16 protein-coding genes are annotated in these 19,711 nt (G+C 65.2%); 8 read left to right on the top strand and 8 right to left on the bottom strand.

The window, feature by feature from the left end:
- Positions 1–27: 27 nt before the first annotated feature.
- Positions 28–681 (bottom strand): LmrA/YxaF family transcription factor, encoded by a 654-nt coding sequence (locus tag ACVWZA_RS12315; protein ID WP_457311508.1) that lies wholly within the window; start codon positions 679–681, stop codon positions 28–30.
- A gap of 161 nt (positions 682–842) precedes the next feature.
- Here ACVWZA_RS12315 and ACVWZA_RS12310 point away from each other — a divergent pair, with 161 nt between their 5' ends.
- Positions 843–1,607 carry an NIPSNAP family protein gene (locus ACVWZA_RS12310; RefSeq protein WP_457311507.1) on the top strand — a complete coding sequence of 255 codons (765 nt, stop codon included), beginning with the start codon at positions 843–845 and terminating at the stop codon, positions 1,605–1,607.
- Positions 1,608–1,612: 5 nt separating this feature from the next.
- Here the strand turns inward: ACVWZA_RS12310 and ACVWZA_RS12305 are convergent, their stop codons facing one another.
- Together ACVWZA_RS12305 and ACVWZA_RS12300 are read right to left on the bottom strand one after the other, a co-directional pair.
- Positions 1,613–4,009 carry an ABC transporter permease gene (locus ACVWZA_RS12305; RefSeq protein WP_457311506.1) on the bottom strand — a complete coding sequence of 799 codons (2,397 nt, stop codon included), beginning with the start codon at positions 4,007–4,009 and terminating at the stop codon, positions 1,613–1,615.
- On the bottom strand, positions 4,006–4,677 hold the full coding sequence (locus tag ACVWZA_RS12300; protein WP_457311505.1) for an ABC transporter ATP-binding protein: 672 nt from the start codon (positions 4,675–4,677) through the stop codon (positions 4,006–4,008). Before ACVWZA_RS12300 ends, ACVWZA_RS12305 begins: the two co-directional genes overlap by 4 nt.
- Positions 4,678–4,869: 192 nt before the next feature.
- On the opposite strand from ACVWZA_RS12300, the gene ACVWZA_RS12295 reads away from it, so the two are divergent.
- The 6 genes from ACVWZA_RS12295 to ACVWZA_RS12270 all read left to right on the top strand — a co-directional run bounded on the left by ACVWZA_RS12295 (position 4,870) and on the right by ACVWZA_RS12270 (position 13,505).
- Positions 4,870–5,409 carry a response regulator gene (locus ACVWZA_RS12295; RefSeq protein WP_457311504.1) on the top strand — a complete coding sequence of 180 codons (540 nt, stop codon included), beginning with the start codon at positions 4,870–4,872 and terminating at the stop codon, positions 5,407–5,409.
- Positions 5,399–6,652: a sensor histidine kinase gene (locus ACVWZA_RS12290; protein WP_457311503.1), complete on the top strand. Its 1,254-nt coding sequence runs from the start codon at positions 5,399–5,401 to the stop codon at positions 6,650–6,652. The genes ACVWZA_RS12295 and ACVWZA_RS12290 overlap by 11 nt, the downstream gene beginning before the upstream one ends.
- Positions 6,653–7,179: 527 nt before the next feature.
- Complete coding sequence (locus ACVWZA_RS12285) at positions 7,180–7,713, top strand: hypothetical protein (protein WP_457311502.1); 534 nt, start codon at positions 7,180–7,182, stop codon at positions 7,711–7,713.
- Positions 7,714–7,727: 14 nt separating this feature from the next.
- Positions 7,728–8,444: a response regulator transcription factor gene (locus ACVWZA_RS12280; RefSeq protein ID WP_457311501.1), complete on the top strand. Its 717-nt coding sequence runs from the start codon at positions 7,728–7,730 to the stop codon at positions 8,442–8,444.
- Positions 8,435–10,015, top strand: coding sequence for a HAMP domain-containing sensor histidine kinase (locus tag ACVWZA_RS12275; protein ID WP_457311500.1), 1,581 nt, complete (start codon positions 8,435–8,437; stop codon positions 10,013–10,015). The genes ACVWZA_RS12280 and ACVWZA_RS12275 overlap by 10 nt, the downstream gene beginning before the upstream one ends.
- A gap of 133 nt (positions 10,016–10,148) precedes the next feature.
- Complete coding sequence (locus ACVWZA_RS12270; RefSeq protein WP_457311499.1) at positions 10,149–13,505, top strand: polysaccharide deacetylase family protein; 3,357 nt, start codon at positions 10,149–10,151, stop codon at positions 13,503–13,505.
- Positions 13,506–13,522: 17 nt separating this feature from the next.
- Here ACVWZA_RS12270 and ACVWZA_RS12265 read toward each other — a convergent pair whose 3' ends face one another.
- The 5 genes from ACVWZA_RS12265 to ACVWZA_RS12245 all read right to left on the bottom strand — a co-directional run bounded on the left by ACVWZA_RS12265 (position 13,523) and on the right by ACVWZA_RS12245 (position 18,331).
- Positions 13,523–14,011 (bottom strand): SRPBCC family protein, encoded by a 489-nt coding sequence (locus ACVWZA_RS12265; protein WP_457311498.1) that lies wholly within the window; start codon positions 14,009–14,011, stop codon positions 13,523–13,525.
- Entirely contained in the window at positions 14,008–14,349 is a 342-nt protein-coding gene (locus ACVWZA_RS12260) for an ArsR/SmtB family transcription factor (RefSeq protein ID WP_457311497.1), read from the bottom strand. The genes ACVWZA_RS12265 and ACVWZA_RS12260 overlap by 4 nt, the downstream gene beginning before the upstream one ends.
- Before the next feature lie 305 nt (positions 14,350–14,654).
- On the bottom strand, positions 14,655–15,227 hold the full coding sequence (locus tag ACVWZA_RS12255) for an outer membrane protein (RefSeq protein ID WP_457311496.1): 573 nt from the start codon (positions 15,225–15,227) through the stop codon (positions 14,655–14,657).
- A gap of 179 nt (positions 15,228–15,406) precedes the next feature.
- Positions 15,407–16,489 carry an acyltransferase family protein gene (locus tag ACVWZA_RS12250; protein WP_457311495.1) on the bottom strand — a complete coding sequence of 361 codons (1,083 nt, stop codon included), beginning with the start codon at positions 16,487–16,489 and terminating at the stop codon, positions 15,407–15,409.
- Between the two features lie 78 nt (positions 16,490–16,567).
- Positions 16,568–18,331, bottom strand: a complete 1,764-nt coding sequence (locus ACVWZA_RS12245) for a tetratricopeptide repeat protein (RefSeq protein WP_457311494.1) — start codon at positions 18,329–18,331, stop codon at positions 16,568–16,570.
- A 324-nt stretch (positions 18,332–18,655) separates the two neighbouring features.
- Between ACVWZA_RS12245 and yghU the strand changes: the two genes are divergently transcribed.
- Positions 18,656–19,531: a glutathione-dependent disulfide-bond oxidoreductase gene (gene yghU, locus ACVWZA_RS12240; RefSeq protein ID WP_457311493.1), complete on the top strand. Its 876-nt coding sequence runs from the start codon at positions 18,656–18,658 to the stop codon at positions 19,529–19,531.
- Positions 19,532–19,711 lie beyond the last annotated feature (180 nt).

Raw genomic sequence — 19,711 nt, 5'->3', positions numbered from 1 at the left:
TGTTGGTGGCCAATCTCAACGCGGCTTTTACCATTGGTTGGCGTCGGTCCGATCAGTCGCGCGCGGCGGCAGATCCATCATCGCCCGCAACCGGCGCGCGCAGGAGCGCAACGCGCTCGTGTCCTGCCGCGCCTTGGCGATCGACATCGCGCCGGTGAACATCGCGACGACCATATCGGCGATGCCGTTCGCGTCCCCGGCGACGAAACCGGCCCGGCCGGCGCCTTCGTCCTCGCCCAGCCGTTGTGCGATAGCATCCAGCCAGAGGCGATATTCTCCCTCGACGGCTTGGCGTAGTTGATCATCGACAAGCGAGAGTTCGAGCGCGAGATTGCCGAGCGGGCAACCCGAGACCAAACCTTGCCGGTCGAGCAAATCGGCGACGTCCTCGAACACGCCGACGATCCCTGCTGCACCGGACGATGCATCCTTCACCGCGGCGATCCAGGTGTCGGCGATCTCGCCCGAGACACGCTCCGCGATCACGGCGAGCGCGAGATCCTTCTTGGTCGGGAAATGATGATAGAGCGCACCGCCGGTGACCGCCGCGCCGCGCACCACGTCGTGCATGCTCGTGCCGCCATAACCCTGTGTCTGGAACGAGCGCGCCGCGACGTCGATCACGCGCTTGCGCATGCCGGCCGGATCGTTCTTCCGCAATTTCGCCCGTTCCGTACGCATGATCGTCTCCCGCCGCCTCGATAGCAGGATTGACAAAACCGGACAACCGGTCTGTTATGGCACTTCCAATCGGATAGGGGCGACTCGTGGATCTGGATTTATCGATGGGCAGCATCGCCTTGCCGGAAACCGGTTTGCTGTCGCGAAGAAGGATGATTGCCATGACGATGACAGGTGTTGCCGCGCTGAGTAGTGGCGCGCTCTCGGCCGCGACAACGCTCGCACCATCGCCGGTAATCGAGCTGCGCCAGTACAAGATCGTCAAGGGCCGGCGCGACGAGTTGATCGCGCTGTTCGAGCGTGAGTTCGTCGACAGTCAGGAGGCGCTCGGCATGCGCCTGATCGGGCAGTTCCGCGATCTCGACGATCCCGACCGCTTCACCTGGATCCGCGCGTTCGACAACATGGCGGCGCGGGCAACCGCACTCAACGCCTTTTATTTCGGTCCGGCATGGCAAGCGCATCGCGGCGAGGCCAATCCGCTGCTCGACGATAACGACAATGTCCTGCTGTTGCATCCGGCGACAACGGATCTGGGGTTCGGCCTGCTGACTCGCGCCACGACACCACCGGGCCTTATCGTCGCGACGGTCCATTATCTTTGGAAAGACCCCGGCAACGGCTTCACCGCTTTCTTCGATGATCGACTAAAACCCGCGCTCGTCGCGGCGGGGTTGCCGGTTCTGTCCGCCTATGTCCCGGAGACCGAGCCGAACAATTTCCCGCAGCTGCCCGTGCGCCAGTCGGAAAAGCTGTTCGTCTGGTTCACGCGCGTCGCCGATACCGGCGCCCATGATCGGGCGATGGCGGCGCTTCATGCGAGCCCTTTGTGGCAACGCGAACTCAGCCCCGCACTCGACGATTTCGAGGAGCGGGCGGCGCAGATATTGCGGCTTGCCCCGACGCCACGGTCAGCTCTGCGCTAGCTTGGTCATTCGTAGCGCAACGCGTCGATCGGCTTGCGCCGCGCCACTATGAACGACTGGGTGCCGACGCTCGCCAGAGCGAGCAGCAAGGCGATCAGGCCCGCTGCCGGGAACAGCCAGAGCGGCATCGCGATGCGATAGGCAAAGCCGTTCAGCCAGCCCTGCATGATCCACCAGACAGCCGGCCACGCAAGCAGATTGGCCCAGATCACGGGTCGGCCAAGCTGGAAGAGTAGCAGCAGGAGGATCTGATCGGTTCGCGCGCCCAGCGCCTTTCTGATGCCGATCTCCTTGGTGCGGCGTTCGGCTGCCGACACCGACAACCCGACCAGGCCGAGACAGGCGAGGAACGCCGCCACCGCCGCAAAGATTGCGAACAGCCGGGTGCCGCGCTCCAGCGCACGATAAAGGTGCTCGACATGCTGGGCGACGAAGGCACGCTCGATCGGCGCGGTGTTGCCGGTAGCGCGCCACAGCTGGTCGATCGCGGCCAGCGTTTCGGGAATACCACGACCGGTGAGCTTGATCGACACCAGCCCCTGACTGCCGGGCATGAGTGGCCGATCGAGGTACAAGGTCGGTTTGATCGCCGTCTCGACCGAATAGAATGCGAAGTCGGGCACCACCGCGACAACCTGCGCGCGAATGTCCGCGCCGCCGCGATCGGCCGGTACGGGCACGATCTGGCCGATCGCCGCATCCGGGCCGGCGTAGCCGAAACGGCGCACGGCAGTCTCGTTGAGGACGATCCGCGCCACCGCCTCCTCACCCTGTGCCGGGAGCAACGCGAGCGAGCCGGCCACCGGCGCGATACCGTAGAGCGCGAAATTCCCCGGCAGCATCGACACGATATCGGTCGCGACGCGCTGAGTGCCAATCTGGACGAATGCGAAGATCTTGCCATCGAGCTGTTCATGCCCGCTGCACGAAACGCCGCGCACGCCGGGCAGTTTGGCCACTTCCTGCCGGAATCCCTCGGGGCACGGCGCGGCGACGGTCAGCACTTGGTCGATGTCCGCGCGCAACCCCTCTCGCATCGCAAAGGCGCGCTGCTGGTGGATCACCGCCAGCGCGACGATCAACCCGATCAGGATTGCGAATTGGGTGGTGACCAAGGTGCTGCGCACTAGGCCTCGGCCGCTCCCGGCCAGGCCCTGATCCCGCAGTACCACGGCCGGCGGCAATGAGGACAGCAGCAATGCCGGATAGGCGCCGGCAAGCAAGCCGAGCACCGCTGTCGCGAGCACCAGCCATAAAATGAGCTCCGGCTGACCGACATAGTCGAAACTCGCCTGAGTATCGAGAAAGCCGCTGACCACCGGCAGCAGCAATTCGACTGCGGCAGTGGCGAACAGCATTGCGATCGCGACAGTCGCGACCGCTTCACCGAGGAATTGCATTGCGATCTGGCAACGGCTCGCGCCGCTGGCCCGGCGCACGCCGATCTCGCGCCGTCGCCGCGCCGACATGGCTGCAGCGAGATTGACGAAGTTCGCCGCCGCGATGAACAGGATCAGCGCGGCGACCATGCTGCCGACCTGCAGCCGCTCGCGCGCATCGGGATGGAAACCCGGATGCAGCGCGAGCCGATCGATACGGACCAGCCGCATCGAATAAGCGCCGCGCATCGGCAGCGGGAGCAGTCGCTCGACCAAGGGCGCGATGCTGTTCTCGACCTTGTTGGCGGACACATCCGGCCGCAGCCGGACATAAGTTCTGACGCCGATCGAGAATTGATCCGCCTGCTCGGCACTTGCCGGCGCCAGCGCCGAACGGGTCGCAAGCCCGGAGGCGAAGATGCCGTTGGTCAAGTCGCTCGCGTGCGCCGGCAGGTCGGCGACCACCGCGCGCAGGACCATCGGGTTGCCCGCGACCTCGATCGACGACCCCAGCGCATTCTCGCGGCCAAACCATTTCAGCGTTTCGCTGCGCGTCATCACCAAGCCGTCGGGGCGTCGCAACGCATTGGCGAGTTGGCCATGGAGCGCGGGAAGGCGCAAAATGTCGAACGCTGTGGGATCTGTCCAGTAAATGGCCGCCTTCACTGTCCTGGTCCCGCGACGGACCGTGACGTCCTCTTCGGCCAGCCGTCCGACCGCCTCGACCTGCGCGATGTTCGCCCCGATCAATGCCGCTGCCCGGTCGTTGCTCGCCGCGTTGTAATCGGGTGCGGCGCCGGGTCCGCTCAACACCGAGATTCCGAGATAGATGCGTTGATGGTCGGGTAGATATCCGTTGAAGCCGAACGCCGTCCGCGCGGTCAACGTCATCAGGATCGCACCGGTCAGGCCGATGGTCAGGCCGAGGATCGCGATCGCGGAGAGCAGGCGCGTCGCGTTCAGGTTGCGCACAAAGGCAACCACGAAATGCCGGCTGGTCGCGACGATGCCCAAGCCGCTCACAGCCGCGTTTCCCCGACGATCCGCCCGTCGAGCATCGCAACGGTCCGTCCGGCCGCTGCGGCATGGACCGGCGAATGGGTGACCATGACCACGGTCGTGCCGGACCGCGCCACCGCCGCGAGCAATTCGATCACCGCATCGCCATGCGCACTGTCGAGATTGCCGGTCGGTTCGTCCGCCAGGATGATATCCGGCCGCGACACGAGTGCGCGGGCGATTGCCACACGCTGCTGCTGCCCGCCGGAAAGCTGTCTCGGCCGATGGCTGGCGCGATGGGCCATGCCGACCTGCTCGAGTATCTCGGCGACGCGAGCGGCGGACGCGCGTCGACCGGTGCGGTAGAGCAGCGACACCTCGACATTCTCCGTCACGGACAGGTCGTCGATCAGGTTGAAATTCTGGAACACGAACGCGAGGTGATTGCGCCTGAAGCGGTTGAGCGCGGCCATCGACGATGTCGCCATCTCTTCGCCCATCAGCCGGTAGGATCCGCCGCTCGGCGAATCGAGCAGCCCGAGGATGTTGAGCAACGTCGATTTGCCGCACCCCGACGGTCCCATCATCGCGATGAATTCGCCGGCCGCGACCTGCAGCGACACGCCGTCCAGCGCCTGTGTCGCCACTTCGGGCGTGCGATAGATCCGCGTCAGATTCTGCAGGTCGATCATCGCATTCCTTCAACGCCCCTATCCCGCCACGGACGAGGGCCGATTCCGCAGGGCGGATGATAACCGCAATCGGACGACAAAAGAAACGTTAAGGATCAATGCCTTAATTGGAAACTTTGACGAGCCCTTAACCAAAAGCGTCCGGATACGGACATATTGAATGCGCTCCCCTAACGCGCCTATCGTCGGCCGATGGAGCCGCTTGAAGCCATCCTCGTCATCGATGACGATCACGACGTGCTACAGGCGGCGCAGCTCGCCTTATCGCCGCATGCCGAGCGCATCGTTACGGCAGATTCGCCCGACACGGTCGCAGCGATGCTCGCGTCCGCCCGGTTTGACTGCGTGTTGCTCGACATGAATTTCGCGGCCGGCCAGCGAGGTGGCGCCGAGGGCATGACCGCGCTGGCTGCGATCAGGGCGGCCGACCCGACGCTCGCGGTGGTGCTGATGACTGCCTATGGCGGCGTTTCGCTCGCGGTCGAGAGCCTCAAACAGGGCGCCGACGATTTCCTGCTCAAACCGTGGCGCAACGATGCGCTGGTCGCGGCCGTGCGTGGCGCCGCCCAACGTACCCGTACCGCGCGCGAACCGGTGACGCTCGACACGATCGAGCGCGCGGCGATCGCCCGAGCGATCGAGCGAAGCGGCGGCAACATCGCCCGGGCGGCTGGCCTGTTGGGGTTGACCCGTCCCACCCTGTATCGCCGGATGGCGAAGCATGGGCTATAGCGCGCATCGCTTGGCCCGCCTGGTTTCCGTCACCGGATGGCGATTGCTACTCGCAGGCTGCCTTGTTGCCGGCGTCATCCGGATGATCGCCGCGGAGCATTATGCCGTCGCGCTTGTGCTCGGCAGTGCCTGCACGCTGACGATGCTCGATCTCTGGCGGCACGCTTCGGGAAATGCGGGTGCGGTGGCGACGTCGTCATCGATCGCGCCCGATACCGCCGGACGGCTCGAACAGGCGCTCGCGCTGATCGATGCAGTGACGGTCGCACTATTCCTAATCGACCCCGACGGGCGAGTCCGCTTCGCCAATCGCGCCGCTCGGGCGCTCGCTGGGTTTGAACCGGGCAGGCTGCAGGATATGCCGCTACTCGGCGAGGTTGCGGCGACCAGCATTCTGTCGTTGCCGGTCGGTGGGCGGCAACTCGTCTCGCTCGTCGATGGCCGGTCGATGCTGGTGTGGGTCGGATCGCTGTCGACTAGTGCGTCCGGTCAGCAGCGGTTGATTTCGATGCAGGCCATTTCGGGCGAACTCGACGCGGTTCAGGTCGGCGCGTGGCACATGATGACACGGGTTTTGGCCCATGAAATGATGAATTCGCTGACCCCGATCGCGTCGTTGGCGGAAAGCCTGGGCGAATTGATCGCAAAGGCCGGACGCGACTCGCGGATGACCGATGCGGCGAGCACGATCGTCCGGCGCAGCCAGCATTTGATGCGGTTTGTCGAACGCTACCGCGCGGTGGTTGATCTGCCCGACCCGCATCTGGAGGAGATGGATGTCACCGCCCTCCTGAACGATATCGACCGGCTGGTCGGTGCCGATCTGCGCACGCGCGGCATCGCCTTTGCCGTCGCACCCACCGAACCCGGCCTCCACGTTTTGGCAGATCCCGCACTGATCGAACAAGCCGTCATCAACCTGATCAAGAATGCATCGGAAGCCGTTTCCCGCTACCCTGATGCGCGCATCGGCCTCGCCGCCACACGCGCACGCGCATTCGTCACGATCTCGGTCGTCGACAACGGCATCGGCGTGGCGATCGATCGGCTGGAGGAGATATTCGTGCCGTTCTGTACGACCAAATCAGGCGGGGCGGGGATCGGCCTGACTCTCGCACGTCAGGTCGCGCTCGCCCATGGCGGCCGTCTGCTGGCGCGCCACGCCGGCGATCGCGGGCTTAAGTTCGAGCTGACGCTGTCGACCGTCGGGCGGCCGGACGCGACCAAGTCGGATTTGCGTTGAGGCATGCGGGCGGTCAGTAACGGCCGATCACACAGATCCGCGAGGCCGCTAACCTTCACGCTGACGATGCAAAATGGTTCACCTGATTCAGATCGCTTACCGGCGCCGCCATGACTGCTGTCGGGCAGTGGCGCACTGCGTGGCGCGCATACCGATCCGGCCGACGACCGAATCAAGCAGCCGCAGGATCGAGCGGTCCATCACCTTTCCCACAATACCCGATATTCCCGTAAAACGTCCGAAAATTCCCGTAGCTACGCATAGATTTTCCCGCATTTTTTCCCGTAGTTTCCCGTAAAATATGCCAAAAACCAGCTTCCCGCAAAACGTCCCGCAGCTGCGGGAAATCGGGATTGCTGCGGCGCGATCGCAGCCAACGCGCTGCGCGCCGCCAGCCTTTTCTATCTCGAAAACGGTTTCGTGCCCCGACTGAGCGGACCGATGGCACATGAAGCGGTGGGAATCGCCGCCTTTATGATGGTCGCCGGCCTGCTCGCCATGATGGTCGCGCCACGCAGGATGACAGCATGAACCGATTATCTCTTGCCGCGATCCTGCTGGCATGTGCGGGCGCGGCGATACCGCTGCTCTCCCCCGCGACCATCGCCGGCCCTATGCAATCGACACCCTGGCCGACGATTTTCGAAGGCCGTCCGATCACGCGCATCGCGCCCGCCCCCGCCGACCGCTTCCTCGCGCGGCAATTTCCCGGGCAAGTCGCGCGCTTCAGCGATGGCCGCCGTCAGATCGTGCTGCGCCGCGTCGCCGCCGCTACCCGCACGATGCATCCGGCGAGCGATTGCTTTCGCGCGATCGGCTACGCGATCGAACCGGTCGCGATGCGCATCGCACCCGACGGCAAGCCCGCTTCCTGCTTCACCGCGACACGCGACGGCCACACGCTGATCGCCTGCGAACAAGTGCGCGGCGCGAGCGCCGATGAAGCATGGCCCGACATTTCGTCCTGGTACTGGGCCGCCTTGCTCGGCCGGTCGGCGGGGCCGTGGACCGCCTCGCTGACGGTCGAGCAAGCGCCGTTGACGCAACCTACCCCGGAGTGACAGACATGTGCGCAATGGCTCATCATATCCTTGTCGTCGATGACGACCCCCATATCCGCGACTTGCTGGGCTTCGCGCTGGCCAAGGCGGGCATGCGGGTGACCGAGGCTGCAGATGGCGAGGATGCGTTCGCCGCGCTCCAGGCCAATCCGGGCGACGCGCCGATCGACCTGATGGTGCTCGACATCAATATGCCGCGCCTGAACGGGCTCGATCTATGCCGCCGCTTGCGCGGATCGGGCTTGCCCCAGGCCGAACTGCCAATCCTGTTCCTGTCGTCACGCGACGACGAGATCGACCGCATCGTCGGGATCGAGGTCGGCGGCGACGATTATGTCGTGAAACCCTTCTCGCCGCGCGAAGTCGTCGCGCGGGTCGGCGCGATCCTCAAGCGCCAGGGCGGATCGAACAGTGCAGCGGGCGCAAGCAAGGCGATCGCCCATCGCCGCCTCGCGCTCGATCCCGAAGCTTGGGAAGTGCGCTGGGACGGGCAATCGGTGCCGACCACCGCGACCGAATTCCAGCTTCTCCTGCTGCTCGCGTCGTTGCCCTCGCGAGTCTTTTCGCGCGATGCGATCATCGATCGGCTGCACGGTCCCGGCTTCGCGGTCACCGATCGGACGATCGACAGCCATGTCCGAAACCTGCGCGCGAAATTCGTTACTGCCGGGTGCGGCGACCTGATCGAGACCCGCGCCGGGATCGGTTATCGTATCGGCGCGTGCGGCTGATCCGGTCACTCAAGGAATGGGCCAAGCGCCATTGGCCTGCGCTGCCGCTGCGCACGATATTGTTCGGCACATTGCTGTTCGTCGCCGCCCTGCCCGGTTTCGGCGCGGTGTTCCTGCGCGTCTATGAAAACACCATCGTGCAGCAGACCGAGGCCGAGCTGATCGCACAGGGCGCAGTGCTCGCGGCGGCGTACAAGGCGGCGTGGAACGGGGACAAACGTGAAACCGACACCCCGCCCCTGGCGCCGGAGCCGCCGCAGATCGACTTGCGCACGATGCGCGTGTTGCCCCCCGGCACGACCAATCCGGCGGACCACCCCGCCGACCCCGCGGCCATCGCGGTCGCGCGACAATTGCAGCCGATCACCAATGATTCGGGCGCGGTCACACTTGCTGCGGTGCGCTTGCTCGACCGCGACGGAATTGTCGTGCTCGGCAAGCACGATATCGGACAAAGCTATGCCGACGATCCCGAGGTCGGGCTGGCACTGAAGGGACGCAGCGCCACCGTGCTGCGCCAACGGCAGGAATTTCGCGACGGCATTTTCTGGGAATCGATCAGTCGCGCCGCGACGATCCGCGTTCATCACGCGCGCCCGGTGATCGCACAGGGAAAGATCGTCGGAGTGGTCCTGTTATCGCGCAGCCCGCGCGGCCTGTTGCTCGGCATCTATCAGGATCGCGGCAAGATCGCGCTCGGCGTGGCGCTGATCTTCGGCACCTTGGTCCTGCTGGTCGCGTTGCTTTCGCGCGGCATTGCACGGCCGATCATCGCGCTGACCCGCGCGACCGAGCGCGTGGCGCAGGGGTCGGTCGAGATGGGCTCGGCCGATATGCCCGAAACGCCGACCACCGCGGCGAGCGAGATCCAGGAACTGTTCGACAATTTCCGTATCATGGCCGACCGCATCGCGGTGCGATCGCGCTATCTGCGCGATTTTGCGACGGCGGTCAGCCATGAATTCAAGACGCCGATCGCCGGCATTCGCGGTGCGCTGGAACTGCTCGACGATCACTGGGCAACGATGGACGCGGAAGAACGCCGCCGCTTCATCGCCAATGCCAGCGCCGACGCCGAGCGGCTGCAGCGCTTGACCGACCGGCTGCTCGATCTGGCGCGTGCCGATATGACGCGGGGCGACAGCGATACGCAGGCCGACCTCATCGCCATCGCCCGGCGTGTCGTAACACGCTTCGGCGCGCTCGACGTGTCGATCGCCTCCGAAACAAACGAGATCGCCGCACGCATCGCCCCGCAAGTGTTCGAGACGGTGCTCGACACACTGGTCACCAACAGCCTTCAGGCGGGCGCGCACAAGGTCGGGATCGCGATCCGCCCGATCGGCGACGAGATCGCGGTCACCGTGCGTGACGACGGCCCCGGTATTCCGGCGGCAGATGCGGAGCGTGTGTTCGAACCCTTCTTCACGGGTCGTCGCGATACCGGCGGCACCGGCCTTGGCCTGTCGATCGCCCGCTCGCTCCTCGCCGCGACCGGCGGCACGATTGCGATGCTGCCGTCCATTCGCGGTGCGGCGGTCGAGATCCGATTGGCGCGCGGTACCGCCTGACGCCGACCCGCCTGATCGACACAAGAACCGCCGGGTCATCCCATTCCGCAGCCCCGCGCCACATGACAAGAATGTCATGCCCACGCCATGATTTAAGCGGTCGTCGGGACCTAGACCTGACCCACCGGTGACCATGTCAAAACCCATTTTCTTCGATGCCCGCGGGACGCGGAAGCGCTGGTCGTTCCGCGCGGCCTTCTCGATGATCGCCCTGATCGTCGCGGTCGCCGGCATCTTCGCGGTCACGATCGTCGATGTGCCGGCGGGCGATCCATTACCGATCCGCTACGAACGCGCCCAGGCTCTGCCGCTCGGCGCGCAGGTCGCCGCGATCCGGCACAAGCTCAATTCCGGACTGCGCTCCCTCGGCTGGCTGCCGCGCCATGCCACCGCCGGGCGACCGGGCGGCAAGCCGCTGACCGTGGGTTTCTACGTGCCATGGGACAAGGCGAGCAAGGTATCGCTACGCGCGCATCTCGACGATCTCGGCTGGGTCGTGCCGGCGACCTTCGGTGTCGCGGGCAAGGATCACCGGCTCGTTCAGGTCGCCGACCCGAATTTCGACGCGATCATCGACAGCGCGTTGCATCGGCCGACCATATTGCCGATGGTGCAGAACATCTCGGGCGGGGTGTGGGATGGCGTCGGCACTGCGGCCCTGCTGCACGACCGCGCGGCCCGCGGCGCGTTGATCGCCCGGCTCGCCACCATCCTGGCGCAGCGCCATGCCGGCGGCGCGGTGTTCGACTTCGAGAGTTTGCCCGCTTCGTCGCTCGCCGATTATCGCATCTTCCTGCGCGAGGCGCATGCCGTGTTCGCGCCGCGTCACCTGGTCGTCTCACTCACCGCGCCCGCCGGCGATGCGCAATGGGATCTGCGCGCGTTCGGGCGCGCCGCCGACCGGCTGTTTCTGATGAATTACGACGAGCATTGGCAGGGTGGCACCGCCGGGCCGATCGCGTCGCAACCCTGGTTCGCGCAGCAAGTGCGCGATGCGGTAAAGGCGGTCGGCGCGGACCGGTTGATCGTCGCGTTCGGCAGCTACGGCTATGACTGGCATAGTGGCAAGGTCGATGCGCTGTCGATGGAGGAGGCTTGGCTCGCCGCTCATGACAGCAGCGCCACAATCCGTTTCGACCCGGTCAGCGGCAACAGCTCCTTCGCCTATACCGATGGCGGCACCGATGGCGGCGAGACGCATCAGGTGTGGATGCTCGACGCCGCTTCCGCCTGGAACGAGTTACGCGTGACCCGCGCGCTCGGTGTCAATTCGGTCGCGCTGTGGCGACTGGGCAGCGAGGACCCCGGCGTGTGGTCAGATCTCGATAACTGGCAGGGCAACGGCACGCCCGATTTGTCGCATATCCGCCCGATCGCCAATGTCGATGTCGAAGGCAATGGCGAGATCCTGCGCGTCGCCGCCTCCCCGACCGACGGTGCCCGCCGGGTCACGCTCGATTCCCGGCGCCTGATCCGCAATGAGCTGTTCGACGCCCTGCCCACACCCTTTGTCGTGCAGCGTACCGGCGCGTTGCCGAAACAGGTCGCGCTGACCTTCGACGACGGTCCCGATCCGACCTGGACGCCACGCATCCTTGATATCCTGGCGAAATATCATGTGACGGGCACCTTCTTCGTGATCGGCGAGAATGCCCTGCCCCACCCGCTGCTGCTGCGCCGCATCGTCGATCAGGGGAGCGAGATCGGCAACCACAGCTACACCCATCCCAACATGGCGCTGGCCAGTAATCGCACCATCGCCGTCGAGCTCAATGCGACCGAGCGGCTGATCGAGGCCTATACCGGCCGCGCGACACAGCTGTTCCGCGCGCCCTATTTCGGCGACGCCGAGCCGACCACGGCGGATGAACTCGGTCCGGCACTCGAGGCGCAGCAGCACGGCTATACGGTGGTCGGACTCCATGTCGATCCCAATGACTGGCAACGGCCGGGTATCGATGCGATCGTCGGCCAGGTCATCAAACAGGTGCTGGCGGCGAACGATGGCCGGTCGGGCAATGTCATCCTGCTGCATGACGGCGGCGGCGACCGCGCGCAGACTGTCGCCGCCCTGCCGCGCATCATCGACGGGTTGCGCGCGCGCGGTTATCGCTTCGTGCCGGTGTCCACCCTGGCCGGCCTGTCGCGCGACCAGGTGATGCCGCGCATTACCGGTAGCGATCTGCTCGCGGTGCGCGCCGATGTCGGCGTGTTCGCGGTGATCGCGGCGATGGCCTGGTCGCTCGACTGGCTGTTCGTGTTGGCGATCTCGCTCGGCATCGGCCGCGCGGTGATCATGGCCGGTCTCGCATTATGGAGCAAACGCGCGTCACGCCACGTCGTCCCGCCGCCGTTCGACCCCGATCGGCTGGTTTCGATCGTCATCCCGGCCTGGAATGAGGAACGCGTGATCGTCGCCTCGATCGAGCGCGTGCTGGCCAGCACCGGCGCCGCGATCGAAGTTATCGTCGCCGACGACGGATCGACCGACCGCACCAGCACGGTGGTGACCGAAGCATTCGGCAACGACCCGCGCGTGAAACTGCTGACCTTGGTCAATGGCGGCAAGGCGGACGCCCTCAACCGCGCGCTGCTCCATGCAAATGGCGAGATCGTCGTCGCGCTCGATGCCGACACCCAGTTCGAGGCCGAGACGGTGGCGCGGCTGGTGCGCTGGTTCGCCGACCCGCAGGTCGGCGCGGTCGCGGGCAATGCCAAGGTCGGCAATCGCGTCAACCTCGTCACGCGCTGGCAAGCGGTCGAATATGTCACCGCGCAGAATGTCGAGCGCCGCGCACTGGCGCAGTTCGACGCGATGATGGTCGTGCCCGGCGCGGTCGGAGCGTGGCGGCGCGCGGCACTCGACGCGGTCGATGGTTATCCGGTCGATACGCTGGCCGAAGACCAGGACCTGACCATCGCGATCCAGCGTGCCGGCTGGCGCGTCGGTTACGATATCGACGCGGTCGCCTGGACCGAATCCCCGGAGAAGTTCGGCGCGCTCGCGCGGCAGCGTTTCCGCTGGGCGTTCGGGACGCTGCAATGCCTGTGGAAACACCGCGCGATCTTCCGGAAACGCCGTCCGCTCGGACTCGCGCTGATCGGTATGCCGCAGGCCTGGCTGTTCCAGATCTTCTTCGCCGCGGTCTCGCCGGTGATCGACCTCGCGCTGCTGCTCGCGATCGTGCGCACCTGGGTTCGCGTATCTCAGCATGGCTGGGCTCAGACGCAAAGCGACGTGCTGACGATGGGCGCATATTGGGTCGCGTTCGTCGGGATCGACATCCTGTGCGGCTGGATCGCCTATCGCCTCGAACCGCGCGAGCGGCGCTATCCCGCCCACCTGCTCGTCGCGCAACGCTTCGTCTATCGGCAGCTAATGTACTGGGTCGTGCTGAAGGCGATCGGATCGGCCATCGCCGGGCTCGGCGTCGGCTGGGGCAAGCTGGAGCGTACCGGATCCGTTGCGGGCGAAAAGATGCTGGCCTGAGCCAAGGTTTCAGGCGCTCAACCCTGCGTTTCGACTAAAGCCGCAAGCTGCGCGATGACCGTGCCCCAGCCATCGGCAAAGCCCAGATTTTGATGCATGGCACGGTCGGCGCCATTCTTGTGCATCGCATAGGCAGTATAATCGGTGCCGTCCGGATGATCGGCCATGGTGATGATCGCGGTCATGAACGGGTGTTCGGCGGGACGCCATCCCGCCACCAGCGCGCTGGTAAAGACGATCCGTTCGGCCGCATCGACCGCGAGGAAACAGGCGCTCAGATGCGGGCCGAAATCACCGCCATTTTCGCTCATTCGCGTTTCCAGCGCACCGCCCGGGCGAAGGTCCATTGCCACCACCTGGCACCGGGCCGGTGCCGGTATCCACCAGCGTTCGAAATTCGCCGGTTCGGCCCATGCGCGCCACACCGCCCCTCGCGGTGCCTTTATGATACGCGAGATGGTCAGGTCGAGTTCGGGATCGATCGGCAAGGTCGGTCGGGCGGTCATGATTTTTCCTCCGCATGCAGTGCGATGGCGAACGCTTCGAGCCGGTCGGTGCGGCCTTCCCAGACCGCGCGCTGTGTCGCGAGCCAGCCGTCGATCGCGACGAAGCGCTGCTGATCGATCGTGCAGGTACGCACCCGGCCCTGTTTGCGCGTCCGGATCAGCCCGCTCCCTTCGAGGAAGCGGATGTGTTTCATGAACGACGGCAGCGCCATGTCGAACGGCTGCGCCAGATCGCTGATGCTCGCCGGTCCGCGCCCGAGCCGGCCCAGCACCGCACGGCGAGTGGGGTCGGCAAGTGCCTGGAAAATGCCGTCGAGCTGCGCTTGATACTGTTCCATAAGGCTAAGTATCGTGCCGAAACACTTAGTGCAAGGGATAAGTGTTCCGACAGGTTGAATTCGCGACACGCGCTTGCAGTTTTGTTTGAGCTAACCGGCACTGGCGATCATCGGGCGGGTCATCGCCGCGGCTCGGGCGGCGGCCTTTTTGCGACATGCTCGCGGCCCAAAAGAACGGGGACACAATAGCCGATCCCTTATCGGAATCGGATATCATGTCCCCGGAATTCCCGACCCGTCGCAATAACGATTCGTCGCCGCGACAGGCAAGATGCGGGAAGCGGCGAACCGCCTCCCGCGTTTGATCAGAAGCGGAAGCCGACGCCGACCAGGCCCTGATGGCGCTGAAGGTCAAAGTCCGAACCCAGCGTGTCGCCAACGCTGTAGTTGGTGTAGACGTATTCCGCCTTCACATAGGTGTTTGCGCTGACATTGACTTCATAGCCCGCGCCGAGGTGGAAACCGTCGGTGTTTGCACCGAAATCGGTATCTTCGATCTCGAGACGGCCGTTGCTGTAGCCGCCCTTGACGTACAGCAGACCCTTGCCGACAACGCTACCGGCGCGAACGCCAACAGTGATGTTACGACCGGCCTTGATGCAATCGAAATCGTCGCATGCCTTGGTCGTTGAACCCTCGATGCCGGCATAGGCGCCAACAACGAAGCCCGAGAACGTGCCGTCATAGCCAGCTTCAACACCGTAGCCGAAGCCGGTCTTGCCTGCGCTGTCGTTATCGACGCTGAGACGGACGTGATCGAGCACGGCACGTGCTTCGATGCGGGCGCCGCCCTTGAATTCTTCAACGGTGTCCTGCGCCATCGCCGGAGTGGCGACTGCGAGCATGGCAACGGATGCCAACAAGAACTTGATTTTCATATATTCCTCATCATCGGATTCGCTGCCTGTGCAGACGGGGCGTGCATTTACCGCGTCGAACTGCAAATGCAATTGGATTGTTGCAGTGCGGCAATCAATTCTTCGCAGTGTGTTGCAAGTGCGCAACGGTCGCAATCCGCGCCACTTGAAACCGCTCCGCGCAATCGCCAGTGGACGCTCTACAGCTTGAGCAGCCAATCGCGTCGCCGCAGCCACAGAGTGATCGTGATCGACACCGCGCCGGCAATCAGAGCAAAAAATAATGAAGTCCAGCCCGGTGACAGGCCGATGCGACCCAGCACGCCGTAGCCCATCGCCCACAGAGTTTCCCCGCCCGCATGCTGGATCAACACCGCGGCGAGCAACGCCTGGACGACATAGAGCGTGAGCGCGGTCTGGCCGAGCACGACGATGAAGCGCGCACCGCTCGCCGCCCCGAACCACGACCAGCCGCCGCGCAGTGCGACCCAGAGCGCCAGCCCGAGTCCGGTGGTGAGCAGCGCAAAGCTGGGGGTCCACAACGCCTTGTTGAGCGGCCACCATAATGTCGCGACGCCCGCCAAAAAGATGCAGATGGCCGCCGCAACTCCGATGATTCGCAGCGGCGTCGCACTCCCCCGCGCAGCTCGCTGCACCGCCAGCCCGATCATGCCCATGGCGATCGCCGAAAGTGTCGAGAGCAGGCCTTCGGGATCATAGTCCGGTCGGAATGGCCGGCCGGGCAGCGCGACGCGGTCGAGCCATGCGGTGATCCCCGCGCCGCGCGCGAAACTCGCTCCGGCCTCGCCCGGCGCGGGCATCAGCAACAGGATGCCATGCGCGACCAGCAGCAGTGCCGCCACGATCAGCGGCACCCGCCACCCTTTGGCGGACAAGCACAGCCATGCACAGGCGAGATAGACGACCGCGATCCGCTGCAGCACGCCGGCGACGCGCAATTGATGGGGATCCAGGTCCGGCCGGTACAGCCAGTTGATCGCGGCGCCGATCAGGAACAGCAGCACGGCGCGGCGCAGCACCGCCATGAACACGCCGTCCGGCACGCGGCGGTCGAGCGCCAATGGCACCGCGAGCCCGGCGGCAAGCAGGAAGAAAGGGAAGACCAGGTCGGCAAAGCTCACCCCGTCCCATGCCGCGTGCTCGAACATGCCGAACGCGACCGGGCCCGACCCCTGCAGATTGACCAGCACCATGCCGAGCACCGCGAGCCCGCGAAACGCATCGAGCGCCAAATCGCGTTCGCCGGTCGCTGCACTCGTCAAGAAATGCCCCTCATGCCGACATTCACCGATTGCCTGCTCCGCGTCGCTTCGTCGGTGTCAATGTCATGTCCACCCGCGCTATCGCGTCGCACCAAATCCGCCGAGCATCGCCCGATCGCCGCGCCATCCCGCCAGCGCCGCCTTGCGGTCGATACTCGCGCTCCTGGTCGAACCGATCGCCGCTTCGGCCTCGGCGCGCACCGATAGGGTGACCGGATCCCTTGGCCGGCCGGCCAGCGCGGCGTCGGCCATACGGATCGCCTCGCCCGGCTTGCCCATCGCGAGCAACGCGGCGGCCATGTCGCGCCGCACCGGATACCACCAGGCCGGCGGATCTGCGAACCCGGTCATGATCTTCGAATCCTGCAATTTGCTCGCCGCGCCGAATGCCTTCAGCGCCGCCTTTGGCTGATGATCGAGCATCGCCGCGCGCCCGATCAGCACGGCTTTGCCGATGACCGCCATGCGCGATGCCGCCATGGCGGACCCGTCGTTGCCGGGCGCGGCGAGCGGCTTGATCGCCGCCGCCTCCGCCAGGATTGCCTTCACATCGCCGAGCCGCGCATAAGCCTCGCCACGCGCATAATGCCAATAGGCCTTCATATAGGGCAGTTTCGGTTCGGGCAGTGCGAGCACGATTTTCGGATCGGCGAAGCGCGCCTGGGCGAAATAACCGGTACCGGCGACGATCTGTGCATGGGCCGACCCCTCGCTGCGGCCAGCGGCGATGCGGACCAGCGGATCGCTCAGCGCCAGCGCGATCTTCGCGTCACCCGAGATCAGCGCGCTGCCGACGCCGAACTGCACATTGTGCGGATGATAGGGCAATTGCCACACGCCGTCGGGCATCGCCATGCCGAGCCGTTTGGCATTGGCCATGCCGACCTCCACCGCGCGCATATTGGCGTCGGCCGCATCCTGATAGCGCCCGACCCAATAATAGGTATGCGACGGCATATGGATCAAATGGCTCGCCGCCGGCGCCAGCGCGCCGAGCCGGTCGGCATAGGGTTCGGCACGCCGGGGAAAGCCGCTGATCTCGGTCGCATGGATATAGAAATGAATCGCCGGGGTATAATCCGGCCGCCGTTTCAGCACGCGTTCGAGCAACGCGACCGATCGCGGCATGTAACGCATCTTGTCGCTGTGCGCGGTCAGGATCATCCACGCATCGGCGGTCAGCGTCGCGATCTCGTCGTCATCGGGATAACGCTCAGCCAGCACGTCCATCGCACGCGCGAACGCGAGATCGCCCGGCCCCTTCCCGCCGCCCCCGACATATCGCAGCCGGAGCGCGGCAAGCAGCTCGCGCTCGCGTGCCGGACCGTTCGCCGCGAGCCGCTCCGCAGTCAGCACCTTGGCCTCGAGCTTGACCACCGTCGCCGCATCGATCGGATAGTTGATCGTCGGGCCCGATGCCCATGCCTCACCCCATCGGCACATCGCGCAATTCGGGTCGCGCCGCACCGATTCCGCGAACGCCGCGATCGACGCCTTGTGTGCAAAGGCATGGCCAAGCTGCATGCCATTGTCGAAGAACGCCTGTGCCTCGGGAACCGTGGTGCGCACCGCGAACCCGCCGCCGCCATAACCGGGCAACAAAGTCGGGATCTTCGGCACGACACCGTCACCACCGCACATTGCCGATCCAGACACCGGGGCCAATCCAGACACCGGGGCCAATCCAGACACCGGGGCCGATCCAGACACCGGGGCCGATCCAGTCACCGGGGCCGATCCAGCCTCCGGTGCGGGTGGGTTCGGCCGCGCAGACGGCACGTCCTGCGCGACGGCGCCGGGAAAGAACAACAGCGCCATACCCGCGATGATTGGCCGCAACATTCGCGCTTTCCCCGATTCCCCGTCGTCAATGTCAGGATGACGGTTTTTTCGCCCCGGGGGAATAGCGCGGCGGAAGTTACGGACGCGGCGCGCGACCATCGTTGCGCTATACGCTCAACCGGGCGAAAAGGTCATGGGGCGCTGATACTGTGGATTCACATTGCCGCCTTCGCCGGGACGACGATAGCGGGTCAGTCGAACCTCATCCGGCCTTTGCATCCATCGCAAAAAGATCGCGCCATCATGGCCGACCAGCACCCGGCTTCCTACATCCTCGTCTCGGATGGGGTCTTCTCGCCCCCAACGCGACCGGAGCCCCCTTCGATGACCGACACTCCCGACTATACCCCGCCGACCGTCTGGACCTGGAACAAGGAGAATGGCGGGCAATTCGCCAATATCAACCGGCCGATCGCCGGCGCGACGCACGACAAGGAATTGCCAGTCGGCAAACACCCGCTGCAACTCTATTCGCTCGCCACGCCGAATGGCGTAAAAGTGACGGTGATGCTCGAGGAGCTGCTCGAACTCGGCCATGGCGGCGCGGAATATGACGCCTGGCTGATCCGCATCAACGAGGGCGATCAGTTCGGCAGCGGCTTTGTCGCGGTAAACCCCAATTCGAAGATCCCGGCCTTGATGGATCGTAGCGGCCCGGAGCCGATCCGCGTGTTCGAATCCGGATCGATCCTGCTCTATCTCGCGGAGAAGTTCGGCGCATTCCTGCCGACCGAACCCGCCGCCCGCGCGGAAGTCCTGTCCTGGCTGTTCTGGCAAATGGGCAGCGCACCCTATCTCGGTGGCGGCTTCGGCCATTTCTACGCCTATGCGCCGTTCAAGATCGAATATGCCATCGACCGCTTCGCGATGGAGGTGAAGCGCGAACTCGACGTGCTCGACCGCCGCCTGGGCGAAAGCGACTATCTCGGCGGCAAGGATTACAGCATCGCCGATATCGCAGTCTGGCCGTGGTACGGCTCGCTCGCGCTCGGCCTGGCCTATGATGCGGGGGAATTCCTGCAGGTGCAGGATTACAAGAACGTCCAGCGCTGGACTGCGGCGATCGCCGCCCGCCCCGCTGTGCAGCGCGGCCGCATGGTCAACCGCGTCATGGGCGACCCGGCGAGCCAGCTCCACGAACGCCACGATGCGGGCGATTTCCTGACCCGGACGCAAGACAAGCTGCAGCCGGCAGACTGACAAATGTTCGGGCACGATATCCGGCAGGCATCGGATATCGTGCCCCCTTTCAGCGAAGATGCTGAGCATGGGAGGAAATTTCCGACGCGATCGGTCGGGAAGATAGTTAATTGTTAACCATATCGATTTAATCCGGCCCTGAGCCCGATCCCGCGCCAAGGGGTAGCGATGGCGGCTCCG

The organism is Sphingomonas sp. UYAg733 (genome assembly GCF_054057355.1).
Note: the sequence above shows the minus strand (reverse complement) of the source record. Positions and strands in the feature narration are given on the sequence as shown.